The organism is Dietzia psychralcaliphila (genome assembly GCF_003096095.1).
GTDB lineage: Bacteria > Actinomycetota > Actinomycetes > Mycobacteriales > Mycobacteriaceae > Dietzia > Dietzia psychralcaliphila.
Genome location: NZ_CP015453.1, coordinates 3,519,734 through 3,534,651, shown reverse-complemented (window position 1 = coordinate 3,534,651; position 14,918 = coordinate 3,519,734). Strand labels below are relative to the sequence as shown.

The 14,918-nt window shown below is 71.1% G+C and carries 15 protein-coding genes and 1 pseudogene; 7 read left to right on the top strand and 9 right to left on the bottom strand.

Translation table 11 applies throughout. The features are described from left to right. The first annotated feature begins 67 nt into the window (after positions 1 to 67). Together A6048_RS16350 and A6048_RS16345 are read left to right on the top strand one after the other, a co-directional pair. Positions 68 to 700, top strand: a complete 633-nt coding sequence (locus tag A6048_RS16350; protein ID WP_107746888.1) for a YdcF family protein — start codon at positions 68 to 70, stop codon at positions 698 to 700. A 147-nt stretch (positions 701 to 847) separates the two neighbouring features. Next, positions 848 to 1,861, top strand: coding sequence for a pirin family protein (locus A6048_RS16345; protein WP_107746887.1), 1,014 nt, complete (start codon positions 848 to 850; stop codon positions 1,859 to 1,861). A 66-nt stretch (positions 1,862 to 1,927) separates the two neighbouring features. Here the strand turns inward: A6048_RS16345 and A6048_RS18865 are convergent, their stop codons facing one another. The 3 genes and pseudogenes from A6048_RS18865 to A6048_RS16335 form a co-directional block, all read right to left on the bottom strand. Then, positions 1,928 to 2,479, bottom strand: a complete 552-nt coding sequence (locus A6048_RS18865) for a cysteine hydrolase family protein (protein WP_342352598.1) — start codon at positions 2,477 to 2,479, stop codon at positions 1,928 to 1,930. 48 nt (positions 2,480 to 2,527) lie between these two features. Beyond that, a pseudogene (gene nadE, locus A6048_RS18860) lies at positions 2,528 to 3,346 on the bottom strand (ammonia-dependent NAD(+) synthetase); the annotation flags it as partial. Positions 3,347 to 3,421: 75 nt separating this feature from the next. Continuing rightward, complete coding sequence (locus A6048_RS16335) at positions 3,422 to 4,225, bottom strand: alpha/beta fold hydrolase (RefSeq protein ID WP_107746885.1); 804 nt, start codon at positions 4,223 to 4,225, stop codon at positions 3,422 to 3,424. Positions 4,226 to 4,270: 45 nt separating this feature from the next. Here A6048_RS16335 and A6048_RS16330 point away from each other — a divergent pair, with 45 nt between their 5' ends. Next, positions 4,271 to 5,674, top strand: coding sequence for a condensation domain-containing protein (locus A6048_RS16330; protein WP_107746884.1), 1,404 nt, complete (start codon positions 4,271 to 4,273; stop codon positions 5,672 to 5,674). Positions 5,675 to 5,699: 25 nt separating this feature from the next. On the opposite strand, the gene A6048_RS16325 is transcribed toward A6048_RS16330, so the two are convergent. Both A6048_RS16325 and A6048_RS16320 read right to left on the bottom strand, forming a co-directional pair. Then, a complete protein-coding gene (locus A6048_RS16325; RefSeq protein ID WP_107746883.1) occupies positions 5,700 to 6,212 on the bottom strand; it encodes a DUF2599 domain-containing protein in 513 nt (170 codons plus the stop codon). Positions 6,213 to 6,526: 314 nt separating this feature from the next. Further along, positions 6,527 to 7,171 carry a DUF1697 domain-containing protein gene (locus A6048_RS16320; RefSeq protein WP_107747241.1) on the bottom strand — a complete coding sequence of 215 codons (645 nt, stop codon included), beginning with the start codon at positions 7,169 to 7,171 and terminating at the stop codon, positions 6,527 to 6,529. A 48-nt stretch (positions 7,172 to 7,219) separates the two neighbouring features. Between A6048_RS16320 and A6048_RS16315 the strand changes: the two genes are divergently transcribed. Further along, entirely contained in the window at positions 7,220 to 7,660 is a 441-nt protein-coding gene (locus A6048_RS16315) for an SRPBCC family protein (RefSeq protein WP_107746882.1), read from the top strand. A 29-nt stretch (positions 7,661 to 7,689) separates the two neighbouring features. Here the strand turns inward: A6048_RS16315 and A6048_RS16310 are convergent, their stop codons facing one another. Next, positions 7,690 to 8,703: a YeiH family protein gene (locus A6048_RS16310; RefSeq protein ID WP_107746881.1), complete on the bottom strand. Its 1,014-nt coding sequence runs from the start codon at positions 8,701 to 8,703 to the stop codon at positions 7,690 to 7,692. 101 nt (positions 8,704 to 8,804) lie between these two features. Between A6048_RS16310 and A6048_RS16305 the strand changes: the two genes are divergently transcribed. Next, positions 8,805 to 9,746, top strand: coding sequence for a LysR family transcriptional regulator (locus A6048_RS16305; RefSeq protein WP_107746880.1), 942 nt, complete (start codon positions 8,805 to 8,807; stop codon positions 9,744 to 9,746). A 91-nt stretch (positions 9,747 to 9,837) separates the two neighbouring features. Here the strand turns inward: A6048_RS16305 and aroD are convergent, their stop codons facing one another. Next, on the bottom strand, positions 9,838 to 10,665 hold the full coding sequence (gene aroD, locus A6048_RS16300) for a type I 3-dehydroquinate dehydratase (protein ID WP_107746879.1): 828 nt from the start codon (positions 10,663 to 10,665) through the stop codon (positions 9,838 to 9,840). 37 nt (positions 10,666 to 10,702) lie between these two features. Further along, positions 10,703 to 11,173: a DUF4262 domain-containing protein gene (locus A6048_RS16295; RefSeq protein ID WP_107746878.1), complete on the bottom strand. Its 471-nt coding sequence runs from the start codon at positions 11,171 to 11,173 to the stop codon at positions 10,703 to 10,705. Between the two features lie 215 nt (positions 11,174 to 11,388). Here A6048_RS16295 and A6048_RS16290 point away from each other — a divergent pair, with 215 nt between their 5' ends. Beyond that, positions 11,389 to 12,585, top strand: coding sequence for a patatin-like phospholipase family protein (locus A6048_RS16290; protein ID WP_235027303.1), 1,197 nt, complete (start codon positions 11,389 to 11,391; stop codon positions 12,583 to 12,585). A 61-nt stretch (positions 12,586 to 12,646) separates the two neighbouring features. Here the strand turns inward: A6048_RS16290 and A6048_RS16285 are convergent, their stop codons facing one another. Further along, the gene (locus A6048_RS16285; RefSeq protein WP_107746877.1) at positions 12,647 to 13,189 is read right to left on the bottom strand and encodes a DUF732 domain-containing protein; all 543 of its coding nucleotides are present in this window, start codon (positions 13,187 to 13,189) and stop codon (positions 12,647 to 12,649) included. Between the two features lie 249 nt (positions 13,190 to 13,438). On the opposite strand from A6048_RS16285, the gene A6048_RS16280 reads away from it, so the two are divergent. Continuing rightward, positions 13,439 to 14,911, top strand: coding sequence for an FAD-binding oxidoreductase (locus A6048_RS16280; protein WP_107746876.1), 1,473 nt, complete (start codon positions 13,439 to 13,441; stop codon positions 14,909 to 14,911). The last annotated feature ends 7 nt before the right edge of the window (positions 14,912 to 14,918 follow it).

The window sequence follows — 14,918 nt, the reverse complement described above, 5'->3', positions numbered from 1 at the left end:
GTACCGTCGCCACCGATAACTATCGGGTCACGAAATGGCCCACAAGGTTTGGGAGAGGAACGTTATCGTGGCTAGGACACAGATCCGTCTCGCCGCAGTCGCGGCCACGGCGGCGCTCGCGCTGGGCGTAGGGGCCGGCACCGCATCCGCGGGCTCCGCGGAGATACCCTCGGGCGTCGCGCTCTACAACGGCCTCACCATGTTGGGGTGTCAGAACGTCGACCCGTCCATGCTGCAGGTGTGCGGAGGGCTGGAGGCTCTCACGAGCGACGATCCTGCGGTACTCACGGTCAACCCGTTCACCACGGACATCGTCATCCTGGGCGCGGGCCTGTTCCCGGACGGCGGCATCCGACCGGTGCTCGACGAGCGTCTGAGGACCGGCTTCCGGCTGGCGCAGGAGTACCCCACCGCCCGCATCATCGTGACCGGTGGCGTTCCGCAGAACGGCCGCACCGAGGCCCGGGCGATGGGCGACTGGCTCCGCGGCGCCGGCGTCGCACCGTGGCGGATCACGGAGGAGGGGAACTCCAACTCCACCGTCCAGAACGCCCAGTTCACCGACCGTATCTTCCGCGAGCGCGGGACCACCGGCGCGGTCGTGGTCTCCACCGGCGATCACGTGCAGCGCGCGGTGCTCAACTTCCGTCAGGCCGTCGACGGCCGGATACCGGTGACCGGAGTGGTGGCCCGGGGTTGAGCGACTCGGGTTGAGTGGCTCGGGTTGAGCGACTCGGGGCTGAGTGGCCCGGGGCTGATCGGGCCACTGCCGGGTGTGGGAACAAACCACGGCGACCCGAAGTTGTATGACGCGACAGCAATAATCGTCTCGTCATAGGAGAAGCCCATGTCCGCCATCCGTCAGGTCGTCCCGCTGGGCGCGCAGTGGCCGGGCGTCGACCCGTTCCTCTTCGCTGTCCACCATCGCGACGAGTTCCCCGCAGCCGAGGGCCGGACCATGCGCCCCGCGGCCTCGCTCGAGGGCAGGTCCATCGGAGGGGACTTCTCCGGCAAGGACGGCTGGTCCATGTACCACGGCTCAGACGTCCCCGGTTTCCCCCAGCACCCGCACCGCGGCTTCGAGACCGTGACGGTGGTCCTCGACGGCGTGGTCGACCACTCCGACTCGCTGGGCGCCGCCGCCCGCTTCGGACACGGTGACACGCAGTGGCTCACCGCAGGTGCGGGCATCTCGCACTCCGAGATGTTCCCGCTGCTGAATCCCGACGGTCCCAACACCATGGAGCTGTTCCAGATCTGGCTCAACCTCGCGCCCGAGGACAAGGCGGCAGAGCCATACTTCGACATGTTCTGGTCCGAGGACACGCCCGTTATCGCCCGCGGCGAGGAGGGGGCCGCCGCGCGGTTCCGGGTGATCGCCGGAGAGATCGACGGCGTGCGCGCGCTCGACCCGCCACCGCACTCCTGGGCCGCGCGCCCGGAGAACCACCTCGCCATCTGGATCGTCACCCTCGACCCCGGCGTCAGCACCGAACTCCCCGCGTTCGATCCGTCCGCCACCCGGGTCCTGTACAACTACGGCGGCGAGTTGACCGTCGCAGCGCAGCGGCTCGGCTACGACGCCGCCGTGCTCGCCCCCGAGGCCGTCACGGTGACCGCGGGCACGGACGGCGCGGCGTTCCTCGTGCTCCAGGCCCGTCCGATCGGCGCACCCGTGGTCCAGCAGGGTCCGTTCGTCGGCAACACCCGCGAGGACATCGTGACCGCCATGGAGGAGTACCGGGCCGGGGTGTTCGGCACCTGGCACCTGGACCGGAACGATCCCGTCCACGCTCACGACGAGACCCGCTTCGCCCGCTACCCGGACGGCAGGGAGAAGCGACCGGTCAGCTCCCGCTGAGCCGCCCGGCCGGCTCCCGCTGAGCCGCCCGGCCACTGGCCCGACTGAACCGCCCGATCGCGCAGCTCAGTCGGGCCAGTGGCCGGTGCGCAGCAACTCCAGGCTCTGCGTCTGGTCCAGCAGCGGCTGACGCATCTGGTCGTGCAGGAACTCCAGGAGCGCCTCGGACAACGGGGAGTTGTCCGACGAGACGGCGCCGCGGGCCACGGCCACGTGGAGGTTCTCGGCGAAGCCGTCGATGGCGGTCTGCGCCACGCAGCTGTGCGTTGACACCCCGCACACGAGCAGTCGGCTCGCGCCGAGCCTGTCCAGCTCGGCTCTCAGGCTGGTCTTGAAGAACGCGCTGTCCCGGGTCTTGACCACCTCCACGTGGCCGCCGGTCGCCAGTCCGTCGAGGAACCGGGCCTGCTCGGTGCCGGGGAACGCGAAGCCCTGGTCGTCCTCGCGCATGTTGAGGGTCCAGGTGGAGCCGTCCTCGGCGTGCTCGGTCCGCACCAGGACCACCGGGCGGTCGGCGTCGTGGGCGGCGCGGATGAGCTCGTTGATCGATCCGACCAGTTCGTCGCGCACCGCCGCCAGCTCGGGGAACTCGAAGTAGGAGTTCTGCATGTCGATCACGACAAGAGCCGTTCCCTCGCCGGTCGGCTCATCCGGCTGCCCGGTCGGCCGCCACCAGGTGTCGGTCACCTCGACCGGGGTGGTGCGCTTGTGGCGGTTGCCGTGCCATGCCGCCTCGATCGTCTCGGCGGCCCGGACGGGGACCTCGCGTCCCTCGAGGTAGTCGTCGATGGCGTCGTAACCGATCCCCAGCTCGGCCTCGTCGGTCTGGCCCTCGGCGTCGTCGAGCAGGTCGGCGGTCGGCACCTTGTCCCACAACTGTTGCGGCGCCTCCAGGTGACGGAGCAGGGCCCGGACCTGGCGTTTGTCCAAACCGGACAGCGGAAGGAGATCTGCGGCGCCGTCACCGAACTTGGTGAAGAACCCGGTGACGTTCTCGGCCGCATGGTCGGCGCCGATCACCAGGAGCCCGCGGTCGCCGGCCACGGCGTACTGCGTGACCATGCGGTGGCGGGCCTTGGTGTTGCCCTTGGTGAAGTCGGTCAGCTCCTCGCCGGTGGCCTGCCGGATCTCCCCGTTCAGCGCGTCCACGCCGGGCGCCACGTCGACCGTGAGGGACTCGTCCGCCGCCACGAACTCCAGGGCCGCGACGGCGTCGTGCTCGTCGTGCTGCACGCGGTACGGCAGGCGCATGCCCACGAAGACGGCGTCACCACCGTCGGACCGGACTCTCTCGGCGGCCAGCTGCGACAGGCGCCCCGCCAGTGAGGAGTCCACCCCGCCCGAGATCCCCAGGACGAAGCCCTTCGCGCCGCTGGCGGTCAGGTAGTCGGCCAGGAACCGCACCCGGCGCTCCACCTCGTCGGCGGGATCTATCTCGGGACGGACGCCGAGGGCGTCGATGATCTTCCGTTGTGTCTCGCGCATGGGGCCCAGTGTGCGGCCGTGTTCCGTCGGGTTGCCACCGGAAGGCCCGCCCGGAGGTCCCCGGAGTCCCGCCGATCAGCCGCCGTATCCTCGCACGAAATCCCCCACCTGCCGCGGCCACGCCGCCACCTCGGCGGGTGTGCGCGCCACCTCGAGTCGGGCCTCCGGAAGCAGGTCGAGCAGCTCCTCGGCCACCGCGAGTGGGTGTGAGGCGTCGTCCGGCCAGGCCAGCAGGAGTGCCGGAGCGGAGACCCTCGCGACCTCGTCACGCGACGGGAAGTCCGTGAGGGCCGCGCCCCGGAACGCCGCCGGCAACCACTCGTCCGCGACGTCCGGGACGGTGAACGGGCGGTCGGGGTCGATCGCCGGGGAGGTGGGCGGCTGCCGGGTCTTCTCGGCCCAGCGGGCCCCGCCCCAGCGTTCGACCTGCCGGGCGGCCAGGTCGTAGAGCGCCGCCTGCTCGCGACGCCATTCCCAGGCGGTCGGCGGGATCCCCAGCGTGAGCGAGGCGAGCCGGTCCGGCTCGGCCACGGCCGCGGTGAGCAGGGTGGCCGCCCCCATCGACTGGCCCACCCCGTGCACGGGCCGACCCGGGAAGACCTCGTCCAGCAGCGCCAGTAGGTCTCGGGCCAGCGCCGGCCACGTGTAGTCCGCGGGGTCGGCGGAGCCCGGTGACCGGCCGTGGCCTAGGGCGTCGTAGCGCAGCACCCGCAGACCGTCCCGGCCCGCCGTGAGGTCCAGCCCGAACACCTCGTCGCGTCGCCGGCTCGAGGACAGGCCGTGAAGCTGCACCACCGGGAGTCCGTCGCCCCTGAGGTCGTGGTCGAGTGCGTTCCCGCTCCCGCCGACCAGGGTGTGCGGCCGTCTCGTCGTCGTCACAATCCGCGCCTTTCCCCGTAACACGCCGCTCCTACCGTGCGGTGCATGAGGCTCACCACCGTAACGCGGATGTCGCTCCCGTCCGGCGTCGTGCACCGGTTTGCGACACACATCACCCCAGTTCAGGGCGAGGACACGCCGCCGTCCTTCGACCAGGCGCGCCACGCCTCGCTCGGCCGTCGCGCCGGGTCGTGGATGGCGGTGGCGTTTGCCCTGCCGTTCCCCGCCGACCGCGATCAGGTGGCGCGGGCGTGGCTCGCCGTGGTCGCCCGGCACGGGACCCTGCGGACGGTGCTCGAGGGGGGAGAGAAGGGCGACGACGAGCTGCGGCTCCGCCCCGTCACCGTGCACCCGCTCGGCTGGCAGGTGCCGCCGGCCGGGCCGGACGAGGACCCCCGCGCGGTGCTGCGCCGGGTGTTCGATCAGGCCTGCTGCCCGTTCGCGACGCCGTCCCACGCACTGTGCCTGGTGGAGCCGGAGGACGGGGACGAGCGGCCGGTGGTGGTGATCGGCCTGGACCACTCGCACGTGGACGCGTGGTCGTTGCTGGTCCTGCTGCGGGACTTCAGTTCGTGCCTGGACGACCTCGCGTGCGGCCTCGAACCGGGCACCTGCCTGGCCCCGGCGGCCGCGTTCGCCGAGCACACCAGGGAGCTGGCGGAGCGACCCCCCGCCCCGCCCCGGGTGCACGGCAGGTGGGCGGAGATCCTCGCCGATGGCGGGATGCCGGTCTTCCCGCTCGACCTGGGTGACCTGTCGACCCCGCGGGAGGAGGTGGTGGAGGTGCGCGACGTGTTGGACCCGGACGGCGTGGCCGCGCTCGAGCGCGAGGCGGCGGCGGGCGGCGTGCGGATGATCGCCCTGGCGATGGCGGAGATGACGGCCGTGTTCCGCCGGCGTGCCGGGGTGGGCCTGCGGGCGGTGCTGCCCGTGCACTCACGCCACCACGAGCGGTGGCACGACTCCGTGGGATGGTTCATCACCAACTCGGTGATCGAATGCTCCGACCCCGATCCTCGCGCCTGCGCCGCGGCGGTCCGTGACGCCGTCGAGCTGGGCTCCCACGCCCTGGGCCCGATCCTCGAACCGTACGGCGGGATGCCGCACACGCCCGGGATGTTCGCCATCTCGTGGCTGGACCACCGGCGGCTGCCGATCGACGTGGACCTGAGCCTGGGCCCGCAGCACGTGTCCGCGGCGATCCGCACGGACGGGGTGATGGTGTGGTTCGTGGTCAACGGCTCCGGACTGCACGTGCGATGCCGCTACCCGGACACCGCCCGGGCCCGCGAGTCGGTGGGGGGCTGGTTGGACGAACTGTGTGCGGGCCTGGTCCGGCGGTCCTTCAACGGGCCGGGTCCGCGGGCCCGGGGAGGCGCGGCGGGGCCGCGGGATCCGGACCGGGACCGGCCTGCGGCCACGCCGCGTCGAGCCATCGTCAGTGCGTGAACCCGAACCCGGCGAGGCGTCGGGCTCACACCTCCGGCCCTCCCGGGTTGCAGCCCTCGGCCAGCATCTGCTCGTCCGCCACCACCGGACGCCACGGCTCCAGATTCCAGGTGGGCTTGTCCGGCTCGAGGATCCGCGCCCACGTCCAGTGGCAGTCGAACTGCTCCCGCATACCGGGGGTGTCCGCGTCCGGGGCGAGCTGCAGCACCTCCTGCCAGGCCGCGTCCGCGTCGAGGGCGCCCCACGCCTCACGGCCCGCCGGGGTGGGCGCGACCTTCAGCGTGACGCCGAAGTCGGAGTCCGCCCACGTGGCCGAGACGATGAGCGGGACCGGAGTCGACGGTGGAGGTGTGACCGGTGGGGGCCCCGGTCGTGAGGGCGCGGCCGGTGGTGGCACGATCCGCGACGACGACGAGGTGTCCTCCTCCACCGAAGGTCCCGCCTCCGGACCTGTCCCGGTATTTGAGCACCCCGACGTGGCCGCGATCGCGAGCAGTGCCGCGGCGGCCACGAACGATCGGACGGAATCAGGGCGCATCGATGGCAGTCTGCCAGGCGGTGGATCCCAGACCCGTTCGGAGACTCGCGGGGTGCACGGGGTTGCGCGACCGGCGTCCCTGCCGCGATCCTGTGTTCCGGGGAAACCCGGTGGCCGCGGAGAGCCCGTACGCCGCCCCCGTGCGAGGAGCGCTACTCATGCCCATTTTCGACTTCAGCCAGCTGCAGACCTTCTGGGACGGGATCTTCCCGGCGGTCTTCGGGCCCCTCGCGGGCTTCGTCGACACCATCGGTGCATCCGTCGAGGGTCCCTGACGCCTCACCGGCGTGACCGGTCGGCCCACGGCTCCGGGTTCAGCCGGCGGCGAGGATCCTGGTCAGGGTCCTGACGTTCCTCGTGGTGAGGTGACGCTTGTTGTCCCGTCTGTCGAGCACCTTGGCGGCGTCGGAGGAGAGCGTCGAGCCCTTCGCGACCCGCCAGTACACGCAGCCCGGCCCTTCGGCGACCGCCTCGGTGCCGGCAACCGCCAGGTCGCTCGCGTGACCGGCCGCGTCGGTTTCTCCGTTGATGGCCTCGGCCCCGGCCTCGAGAGCGGCCCCCTCGATCGCCGCGCGCATCGCCTGCGTCACCCGGGTCGTCACCACCGGGTCGTCGGAGAACACCACGTAGTCGTGGTGTTCCTCCAGCGTGTCGAAGGGGTAGGCCGCCACCGCCGCCGACAGCGAATCGAGGGTGACGACCTGCACCACCGCCCCGTAGCCGAACCGCTCCGCGTATGCGGCCTCGAGAGCCGCGCGCAGCTCGGACACCGGCCTGGGGTCGGTGACGAGCACGTTGCCGGTGGCCAGGACGGTCGTCACCGCGGTCCCGCCGGCGGCCTCGGTGCACGCCCGCAGGTCGCGCATGGCGATCCGGCCGCCCTTGCCGACATTGATCCCGCGCAGCAGCGCCACCTTCCGGTGGCGCCGGGTATCAGGGGCTGACGATCCCGAACTCATGTCCTGATCCTCCTCCCGGAACAGCCCCACGCGGGTAGCTTTCCCGCCATGGCAGTGTCAGTGCAGTCCGTTGTGAAGATCGAGGCCGGCGTCTCCGAGATCATGGAGGTCCTGGCCGACGTCGGCTCCCTCGTCGACTGGTCGAGTGCCCACCGTGCGGTCGAGATCAGGGAGGCCGACGACGAGGGGTGGCCGATCGTCGTGTGGGAGAAGGTGGCCCAGTACGGCGTCACCGACGAGATGGTCGTGCGCTACGAGTGGTACGACGGCGAGGTGAGCTGGTCCCTGGTCGAGAGCGGTTCCCAGAAGATCCAGAACGCCCGGTACGTGCTCACCGACAACGGGGACGGCACCACCGAGGTGGTCTTTGACCTCGAGGTGGATCTGAAGATCAAGTTGCCGGGCCCCGTGGTCAAGAAGGCGCAGAAGCACATCGCCGACGTGGCCACCACGGGCCTGCGGGACGAGGTCCTGCGCCGGTACGGCTGAGGCACGCCACATCGGCGGCGGATCCCGTCTCACCCGGCGGGCACGGGACCGATCAGGAGGACCCCCGCGAGCGCGATGCCCGCCACCCACACGGTGGACGCGGCGGCCAGGACGACCGGCCGCGCGCCCACCCTCCGCATGGTGGCGACGCGGACGCCGACACCGAGCGCGAACATCGCACACGTGAGCAGCACGGTCTGCGCGAGCGAGGCGGCGTCGAGGATCCCCTCGGGGAGGATTCCGGACGACCGCACACAGACGCACGCGATGAACGCGACGACGAACGCGGGGACCATCGGCGGTCTGGTCGCGTGCCCGCCCGCCCCTGCGAGTCGTCGCCGATGGATGCTGATCGCCGTCACCACGGGGGCGAGCAGGAGGACGCGCGCGAGCTTGACGACGGTCGCCACGCCGAGAGCGGTGCCGCCGATGGCGCCTCCCGCCGCGACCACCTGGGCGACCTCGTGGATGGATCCACCGGCCCACATCCCCGCCGCGGTGTCCGACAGGTGCAGCGCACTCGACAGCAGTGGAACGGCGAGGATCATGGCGGTGCCGAAGATGACGACGAGGGTCACCGCGGTGAGCACCTCCTCCTCGTCGGCCTCGGTGACGCTGTCCACCGCCGCGACCGCCGCGGCGCCGCAGATCGAGAATCCGCAGGCGATGAGTAGTCGCTGCGTCCAGCCGAGTCCGAGCGCGCCGCCCAGGATGACGGTGCCGGCGATGCCCAGCCCGACGATGACGACGACGAGCGCGATGACCTGCCAGCCGAGCGCCGCGATGTCGCCGAACAGGAGCTGCAGGCCGAGCAGCGCTATGCCGACCCGCAACAGCGTCCGGGCGGAGAAGGCCAGGCCGGCGCCGACTCCCGGAGGTAGGCGGATTGAGTTGCCGAGCACGGCACCGAGCACGATCGCGACGAGCATCGGGTTGAGGGCCGGGACCAGGCGGCTGGTCCAGATCGCCACGGCCATGCCCGCGAGAGCGACGGCGACCCCGGGAGCGAGCCCGCGCGGGCGGGTGGACAGGTCGCCGATCATGTCTCCAGGGTCGAGCACCGGGGTCCCGTCCGGTAGTCCCCGATCCGATATCGAAACATATCAAGAAGATATGACTGAGCCGACAGTCATATGCTGACGGCATGACACGGACCTGGCCCGACCTCGTCGTCCTCGAGCTGCTGGTCGGAGTCGACGAGCACGGGAGTCTCAGCGCGGCAGCGAGGCGGGTGGGCATGGCGCAACCCAACGCGAGCAGGGCGGTCAAGCAACTCGAACGGCACTTCGGGACGCCGTTGCTGCGGAGGCACCCACGAGGTGCGACGTTGACGCCGCACGGCACGGTGATCGCCCACTGGGCGCGTCGGGTTCTCGCGGAGGCGGCCCGGTTGCTCGACGTGGCGGAGAGTCTGCAGACCGAGCGGTCGGCGACGTTGACCGTGGGGGCGAGTATGACGGTCGCCGAGCAGTTGATGCCGCGCTGGCTGGCGGCGCTCCGGGGTTCGCGGCCGGAGGTTGGCATACACCTGCAGGTCCACAACTCGGTCCGGGTGACCGAGCTCGTTCTGGACGGCACGTGTGACGTCGGGTTCGTGGAGTCGCCTACCCTGCCCCGCGACCTGCACACGAGCACCGTCGCGCGGGACCGTCTCGTGGTGGTGGCGTCGCCGTCCCATGCGTGGGCGCGTCGACGTATTCCACCGACCATCGCGGAGCTCGCGGCCACGCGGCTCGTGGTGCGGGAGCCGGGATCCGGCACACGGACCACGCTGGACCGGGCTCTCGAGGAGTACGAGCGCGCCGAGCCGCTTCTCGAACTCGCGAGCGCGGCGGCCATCAGGACCAGCGTCCTCGACGGCGTGGGCCCGGCGGTGATGAGCTCCCTCGCCGTGGCCGACCAGGTGGCGTCCGGCGAGTTGCGTGCCATCCACGTCGAGGGACTCGAGCTGAACCGCGAGCTGCGGGCGGTGTGGCGACCGCCCCGACAGTTGTCCGGACCGGCGGGGGAGCTGGTGGCCCTCGCGCGCCGGAGCGGGCGGCGTGACGCGCGTGAGCGTGACGGCGTGGCCCCGGCCAGGCCGTGACCGCATTTCAGTTCTCCCGGTTCGCGGCTGCGGGGCCGTGATCCGGTAGGCAGATCCAGTGGTCAGGTCCGGTGGTTAAACCGGGTGCGGGTCAGAGCAGGCCCGGAGCTGACCCGGTCCGGAGCAGGTCCAGTGCGCTGCGGACCCCCTCGGCCGGGAGCTGGCCGGGTGCCGAGGCCGCGCCCACGGTGGCGAACGTGGCCGAGGAGCCGAAGGTGCCGCCGCCGAGCCGCGTGACGGCCCCGAGTCCGCCCATGGACATGGTGATCAGCGGGATGCCGGCCACCCGGAATCGTTGCTCGGTGGCCGACAAGAGGGTCACCACATCTGCCGCGGAGCGTGGAGTCACGGCGATCTTGGCCACGTCCGCCCCTGCGTCCTCCATGGCGGCGAGCCGCGCCACGATCTCCTCTGCCGGCGGGGTCTCGGCGAAGTCGTGAGTGGACGCCACCACCGGGGTGTGGTGCCTGTGAGCAGCGGCGATCGCGTCCCCGGCGAGCGCGTGACGGTACTCGACGTCGATCGCCGCCGCCAGACCTGTCGAGGCGAGCGCCTCTGCCAGCGCGAGATAGGCCTCCGGTGAGATCTCCGCGTCTCCTCCCTCGGCGCGGGTGCGGAACGTCGCCAGGACCGGCAGCCCCGGCAGCTGCGCCGAGATCCGCTCCAGGGCCTCCACCGCCGGGGAGGGATCACTCCCGGCCCCGGCGGTGAACGGCTCGTAGAAGTCGACACGCCACTCCACGACGTCGAACAGCTGGACTGCATTGGGGCTGGTTCCCGCTGGGGGAGTCCCACCGAACTCGGCGCCAGCGGCGTTCAGCGCCCCGATCTGCTCGTCGAGCTCCGTGAGGTCGCGTCCCGTGAGCGGGACGATGATCGACGGCGAACGCGCATCAAGGGTGAGCCGGTGGCGGGGCATGCGTAGACCCTACGACGACCCCGCTCGAGCGGTGGCCTCAGCAGCACCCGTCGCACGGGCAGGGCCGCCGCGCGGGCACCAGCTCCAGGGCAGTGAGTCCGCCGGTTCCGGCAGTGCGGTAGTAGCGCCCCGCCCATCGCAGGGTCCTGGAGGGGCGCCGGACCGGAACCAGCTCCCACGTCGGCCCGTCGGGGCCCTCGCACAGCAGGTGGCCGGCGGCGAGTACCTGGCCGTCCAGGACGGAGCCGCCCCATCGGTTGAGGAGCTCGGCCGTCTCCCGGGCTCGCAACCCGCGGACCAGGAGTTCCGGGTGTCCGCGGTCGGTGAGCCCGACCGTGTATCCGAAGCGTTGATCCGGTGGCAGGGGGGCGGACTCGCAGTCCTCGCAGGCACAACCCTCGCCCACATGGACCAGGTGCAGTCCGAACCGGTCGATGTGGGCGGCGACGAGCGCCATGTCGGGATCGATTGTGGTGACGGGACGGAACTGGATGGCGGTGTGGGACACGGGAACTCCTCATTGGGGTGTGCGTTCTGGGTGTGCGATCGCGGTGTGCGATCGCGGTGTGCGATCGGGCTGTGTATTCGTTCGTATCGAACAGGTGCTCGATACGTTGTTGAAGGTAGATCGCGCCTACGACACGATGGCCGTGGTCCAGGGATGTCATGGGCCGCTCCGGTGCACACTGGAGGCCGATTCGCCGAGGGGACGGCACCGGTGTGATGTCATCGGGGGCGCTCGAGGAGACGTATGAGGAGGACCGGATGAAGGTCGCGTTGGCATTGGGTTCCGGTGGGGCGCGCGGGTACGCGCACATCGGGGCCATCCGCGAACTCGAGTCACGCGGACACGAGGTGGTCGGGGTGTCCGGGGCGTCGATGGGCGCTGTGGTGGGTTCGCTGCTCGCGGCCGGCGAGTTGGACCGTTTCGAGGAATGGGTGCGGGGTCTGGCACAGCGGGACGTCCTGCGGTTGCTCGACGTGTCCTTCGCCGGTGGGGGAGCGATCCGTGCCAACAAGATCATGGGCGTGATCGGCGAGATGCTCGACGACGTGCGGATCGAGGATCTGGCCATCCCCTACACCGCGGTGGCCACCGACCTGCGGGCGCGCCGGGAGGTGTGGTTCACCCGTGGCCCGGCGGATATCGCGGTACGTGCGTCGTTCGCGATCCCGAGCATCGTCACACCGGCGATCGTGGGCGGGAGACTGATGATCGACGGAGGGGTGACCAACCCGGTCCCGCTCGAACCGCTCGCCTCGGTGGAGAGTGATCTGGTCCTGGCCGTGTCACTGACCGGTCGACGGGCCGGGATCCGCGGTTCCACGTTCCAGGAGAGCTCGGACCCGGAGGAACCGTCGGCCGTGGCCGATCCGAAGATCTCGAAGAAGGGCGGCACCGTCGCCGCGGGGACCGCCGCCAGGCTCTCCGGCCGCATTCGGATCGCGGCAGCGGACGTCCGTGACGCCGACCTGGTGCGGCTCGTCGCGGCCCGCTTCGGTCAGGACGCGGCCGGGGCGGAGACGGCAGGGGTGGACGGGATCGACTCTGGCGGGGAGGGAACGGATTTCGACCCGGCAGCCGTCGGCGCGCCGACCCCGAGAGGGTCGGAGCAGCCGTCGCCAGAGGTCGAGGAAGCGGTCGAGGAGGGCGAACGGGAGGTCCGGGCCGAGGCGCTCGGTGACGAGCGGAGCCTCGAGTCCCTCCCGGGCACGCTGCGGATCTTCGACGTGGTCTCCCAGTCGATCGAGGCCATGCAGAGCATCCTCACCGGGTACCGGATGGCCGGCAACCGTCCGGACGTACTCGTGGAGGTGCCCTCCGACTCGTGTTCGGCGTTCGACTTCCACCGGGCGGAGGAGATGATCGAACTCGGTCGCCGGCTCACCGCGGAGGCGCTGGACAGGGAGGGCCTGTGAGGCAGTGCCCACCTCGGCCGTGCCCCGGATCGGCGCTTTCCCCACCTCGACCCTGGCGGACCTAGCCCCCCTGGCCGACCTGCGGTAGGTGCTGGGAGCAGAACGCCCTGACCGCGGCCGCCACCACCACCGGCGCCTCCGTCACAGGGGCATCGGGGTGCGCGTCGTTGTACTGCCGGACCACGTCGACGTAACCCATGTCGCCATCGAGTGATGCGCAGGCGTCGCGCCCCCGGGTGAGGTAGGCCTGCTCGTCCTCGGCGTCCACACCGACGGTCCGGATCTCGCTCAGGAACTGCTCGTCGGGGGCCCGGTCGTCACCGCCGTTCTCGCCCGTCCTGTCAGGCGCCGGTTGCTCACCGGTCGTCGCCCCGTCACCGTCGGTGGCGTCACCGACCGCCGAGGTGGCCTCGGCGGCCACGGACCCCACCGCGCTGGTCGCGTCACCGACCGCGTCCTCCGCCGTGCCCTCCTCGCCGCACGCCCCCAGGACCAGGGCGAGTGCCGCGAATCCGGACGCCGCGGCGACCGCGCGACGGCGACCGGGGCGGGTTGCAGGGGTTCGCCTGGTGGCCTGGGCGGCTCGGTGTGCACGTGCGGTCATGACGGGCCCTCCTCGGTGGTGAGATGCGGGGGTCGATATGCGGGAAGGGTACGTAAGCGGCGGACGGGACAGAGACCGTTTGGCCCGCGCGATATGACTGGTGTCACAATCGAAATGCGATCGAGACGGGATCCAGGGAGTCGCCGGCTTCCTCCCGGTGAGGCCGCCACGGTGACGCGTCGGGGTCCCCGGGGTGGACACCGGACGTATCAACTCCGATGCTCGTCGACCGCCACTAGGGTGGGGCGCATGGGCACTGATGGTCATCCGTCCGGATCGCTGATCGTCGGACGCCGTCGCCACGACGAGGGTGTGGGACGACTCCTGGCCAGCTTCGAGGCGATTCCCCGGGGTGAGCCCGCCCGGCTTGCCAAGAAGACGTCCAATCTGTTCAGGCCGCGCACTTCGTCGTCGTCACCAGGCCTGGACACCACCGGTCTGACGCGCGTCGTCTCCGTGGACCCGGACGCCCGCACCGCCGACGTCCAGGGCATGTGCACGTACGAGGACCTGGTGGACGCCACCCTGCCGTACGGGCTGATGCCGTACGTGGTGCCGCAGCTCAAGACCATCACTCTGGGCGGCGCGGTCACCGGGTTGGGCATCGAGTCCAGCTCGTTCCGGTTGGGACTGCCGCACGAGTCGGTGCTGGAGATGGACGTGCTCACCGGCACCGGCGAGATCGTCACGGCGCGCCCCGACGGCACCGAGCGCGAGCAGGCGCTGCACCGCGGCTTCCCCAATTCCTACGGTTCGCTGGGCTACGCGGTGCGGCTGCGTATCGCGCTCGAACCGGTGTCGCGGTACGTGGAGTTGCGGCACGTCCGGTTCGACACCCTCGCCGCGCTGACCGACGGGCTGGCGCGGATCAGCGAGTCCGGGTCCCACGACGACGAGGAGGTCGACTTCCTCGACGGGGTCGTCTTCACGGCGGACGAGTCCTACCTGACCCTGGGGCGGTGGACCGACGAGCCCGGCCCCGTCTCGGATTACTCGGGGGTGCGGGACAAGCAGGCCGTCTACTACCGGTCGATCCGGCACGGTGGGCCCGCCGGGTCGGTGGTCCGCGACCGGCTGACCATCCGCGACTACCTCTGGCGCTGGGACACCGACTGGTTCTGGTGCTCGCGCGCGTTCGGGGTGCAGAACCCCCGAATCCGCAGGCTGTGGCCGCAGCAGCTGCTCAGGTCCTCGGCGTACTGGAAGATAATCGGGCTCGACCACCGCTACGACCTGGGCGACAGGATCGGGGCGCTCAAGGGCGAGGGGCCGCGCGAACGGGTGGTGCAGGACGTCGAGGTGACCATCGACCGCACCGCCGAGTTCCTCGAGTGGTTTCTGCGCGAGGTGCCCATCGAACCACTGTGGGTGTGCCCGCTGCGACTCCGGGAGCGCACCCCGGCACCGACTCTCGGAGACGGACCGGGGTCCGATCGTCCGTGGCCGCTGTATCCGCTGGCACCCGACACCACCTACGTCAACATCGGGTTCTGGTCCTCCGCCCCGATCGAGCCGGGAATGGCCGAGGGGGCGTGGAACCGACGCATCGAGGAGGAGGTCTCCCGGCTCGGCGGACACAAATCTCTGTATTCCGAGGTCTTCTACTCCCGGGAGGAGTTCGACCAGTTGTACGGCGGCGAGCACGCGGCGCGGCTCAAGAACCAGTTCGATCCGCAGGGTCGCTTCTCGACCCTCTACGACAAGGCGGTGGGTGCACGGTGACGACGGA

Excerpts from the sequence above, each read along its gene's own strand:
- A6048_RS16310 (WP_107746881.1), bottom strand. The coding sequence starts at position 8,703 with ATGATCGGCGACCTGTCCACCCGCCCGCGCGGGCTCGCTCCCGGGGTC.
- A6048_RS16305 (WP_107746880.1), top strand. The coding sequence starts at position 8,805 with ATGACACGGACCTGGCCCGACCTCGTCGTCCTCGAGCTGCTGGTCGGA.
- A6048_RS16345 (WP_107746887.1), top strand. The coding sequence starts at position 848 with ATGTCCGCCATCCGTCAGGTCGTCCCGCTGGGCGCGCAGTGGCCGGGC.
- A6048_RS16315 (WP_107746882.1), top strand. The coding sequence starts at position 7,220 with ATGGCAGTGTCAGTGCAGTCCGTTGTGAAGATCGAGGCCGGCGTCTCC.
- aroD (WP_107746879.1), bottom strand. The coding sequence starts at position 10,665 with ATGCCCCGCCACCGGCTCACCCTTGATGCGCGTTCGCCGTCGATCATC.
- A6048_RS16325 (WP_107746883.1), bottom strand. The coding sequence starts at position 6,212 with ATGCGCCCTGATTCCGTCCGATCGTTCGTGGCCGCCGCGGCACTGCTC.
- A6048_RS16330 (WP_107746884.1), top strand. The coding sequence starts at position 4,271 with ATGAGGCTCACCACCGTAACGCGGATGTCGCTCCCGTCCGGCGTCGTG.
- A6048_RS16290 (WP_235027303.1), top strand. The coding sequence starts at position 11,389 with ATGTCATCGGGGGCGCTCGAGGAGACGTATGAGGAGGACCGGATGAAG.
- A6048_RS16285 (WP_107746877.1), bottom strand. The coding sequence starts at position 13,189 with ATGACCGCACGTGCACACCGAGCCGCCCAGGCCACCAGGCGAACCCCT.
- A6048_RS16280 (WP_107746876.1), top strand. The coding sequence starts at position 13,439 with ATGGGCACTGATGGTCATCCGTCCGGATCGCTGATCGTCGGACGCCGT.
- A6048_RS16320 (WP_107747241.1), bottom strand. The coding sequence starts at position 7,171 with ATGAGTTCGGGATCGTCAGCCCCTGATACCCGGCGCCACCGGAAGGTG.